3 protein-coding genes are annotated in these 2,385 nt (G+C 39.4%); all 3 read left to right on the top strand.

Going from position 1 to position 2,385, the window contains the following annotated elements; genetic code table 11:
* Positions 1-110 (top strand): flagellin (locus tag V6260_RS18420; protein ID WP_341595558.1); only part of this gene is annotated, 110 nt, incomplete at its 5' end.
* Between the two features lie 333 nt (positions 111-443).
* Positions 444-1,280, top strand: coding sequence for a flagellin (locus tag V6260_RS18415; RefSeq protein ID WP_341595557.1), 837 nt, complete (start codon positions 444-446; stop codon positions 1,278-1,280).
* A gap of 321 nt (positions 1,281-1,601) precedes the next feature.
* The coding region (locus V6260_RS18410) for a flagellin (RefSeq protein ID WP_341595556.1) at positions 1,602-2,385 on the top strand (784 nt) is incomplete at its 3' end.

The raw sequence follows: 2,385 nt of genomic DNA, 5'->3' as shown, positions 1-2,385 counted from the left end.
CAGCTGAAACGTCAAACATGACTAAGCAGCAGTTGTTAATGAACTCAGGTATTTCGGTATTGAGTACAGCGAACAGCACAACACAAATGATAGGTTCATTACTTCGTTAATAGCTTAGCGAGAGGTTACTTAAGCTATTAATAAGCACTTAATAAGTAACTAATGAACAAATATAAAAACAGCTGCGCCTTTGGTGTGGCTGTTTTTGTTTATGCAGTGCTTTTTAATAATATTGAGAGTCGCTATTTAATTATTTTGATAACTGTTTGAGAGCAGTTTGTGGTTTAGTATCACTGTGAATATAAGGACCAAGCTAAAAAACAATAAATAAACCCAAAATAAAGTTTAGTTTTTACTTAATATGGTCGCTCTAAATGATTAGTCACTGCTATTTATGCTTTTTAAAGTGTGAGTAGCATTAAAAACCATAAAGGAAATTAAGCATGGCTTTATCAATTCAATCGAATATGGCGTCAATGTCAATTCAAAACCAACTAGGTCGTAGTAACGATAGCTTATCTACGGCGCTTGAGCGTTTAGGCTCTGGTTTTAAAATTAACTCAGCGAAAGATGATGCAGCAGGTCTGCAAATAGCGTCTCGCTTAAATGCACAAGTAAAAGGCCAAGAAGCGGGTTTGTACAACGGCGCGAATGCGATGTCGATGATGCAAACAGCGGAAGGCGCGTTTGATGAGATGACAAACATTGCTTACCGCATGAAAGAGCTTGCGACACAAGGTGCGAGTGATGCGAATGGTACAACTGAGTGGGCTGCACAAAGTGCTGAATATACAGCTTTGCAAAGTGAGTTAACCAGCATAATGTCAAACACCTCATTTGGTGGCACTGAATTATTAAGTGCCGGTGGTAAGTTTGGTGCGGGCTCGCTTACTTTTCAGGTAGGCTCATCAACAGCTGAGAAACTTGATGTAGATATTTCTACTACGTTAGGTACGGTAACGACAAACGTTGCGGCAGCTGCAGCTTTTACTACAGTGGCTACAGCGCAAACTGAGCTAGGAAAAATAGACACGATAATTGAAAATATCGGTACCGCTCGTTCATCACTAGGTGCGTCAATGAACCGCCTTGAGCACACGATGACGAACGTAACAAACATGAAAGAAAACACACAAGCAGCGTCATCTACATTAATGGATGCTGACTTTGCCGCTGAAACGTCAAATATGACTAAGCAGCAGTTGTTAATGAACTCAGGTATTTCGGTATTGAGTACAGCTAACAGCACAACACAAATGATTGGTTCATTATTAAACTAATCGACTAGCGCAGGTTAATTAAATTAATTAATCTGCAAGTGATATAAAACAGCTGCGCCTTTGGTGCGGCTGTTTTTGTTTATGCAGTTTTTTAATCGTATTGAGTGTCGTTATTTAATCGTTTTAATACTTTTTTAAGAGCAGTTTGATAGCAGTTTGGAGTTTAGTGGCGCTATTAATATGAGGGCTAAACTAAAAATATAGTAAATAAACCCAAAATAAAGTTTAGTTTTTACTTAATATGGTCGCTCTAAATGATTAGTCACTGCTATTTATGCTTTTTGTGTAAATAGTATTAAAAAAACATAAAGGAAATTAAGCATGGCTTTATCAATTCAATCGAATATGGCGTCAATGTCAATTCAAAACCAACTAGGTCGTAGTAACGATAGCTTATCTACGGCGCTTGAGCGTTTAGGCTCTGGTTTTAAAATCAACTCAGCGAAAGATGATGCAGCAGGTCTGCAAATAGCGTCTCGCTTAAATGCACAAGTAAAAGGCCAAGAAGCGGGTTTGTACAACGGCGCTAATGCAATGTCGATGATGCAAACAGCAGAAGGCGCGTTTGATGAGATGACAAACATTGCTTACCGCATGAAAGAGCTTGCGACACAAGGTGCGAGTGATGCGAATGGTACAACTGAGTGGACTGCGCAAAGTGCTGAATATTCTGCTTTGACCTCAGAGCTTGATAGTATTATGAAAAACACCACATTTGGTGGTACAGCATTATTAGAAGGTACTGGTAGTAAATTCAGTGCTGCTGCTGGCGTTAAATTTCAAGTTGGTTCAAGTGATGCTGAAACGCTAACGGTTAATATAGCTAGCTCTTTAGATGCAACTACAGGTGTAGCAAAAAACATTGATGATATTCAGGGCCTAACTTCAGGTGGTTTTGGATCTGTAGCAGAGGCACAAGCTCATTTGGCGGAAATTGATAAGTTGATAGCAGGTGTTGGTACTGCCCGTTCATCACTGGGTGCTTCAATGAATCGTCTTGAGCATACGATGACGAACGTAACAAACATGAAAGAAAACACACAAGCAGCATCATCTACATTAATGGATGCTGACTTTGCAGCTGAAACGTCAAACATGACTAAGC

Source organism: Pseudoalteromonas aliena (assembly GCF_038155085.1).
GTDB lineage: Bacteria > Pseudomonadota > Gammaproteobacteria > Enterobacterales > Alteromonadaceae > Pseudoalteromonas > Pseudoalteromonas aliena_A.
The sequence above is the reverse complement of the archived record's forward strand: the minus strand, read 5'-3'. Positions and strand labels throughout refer to the sequence as shown.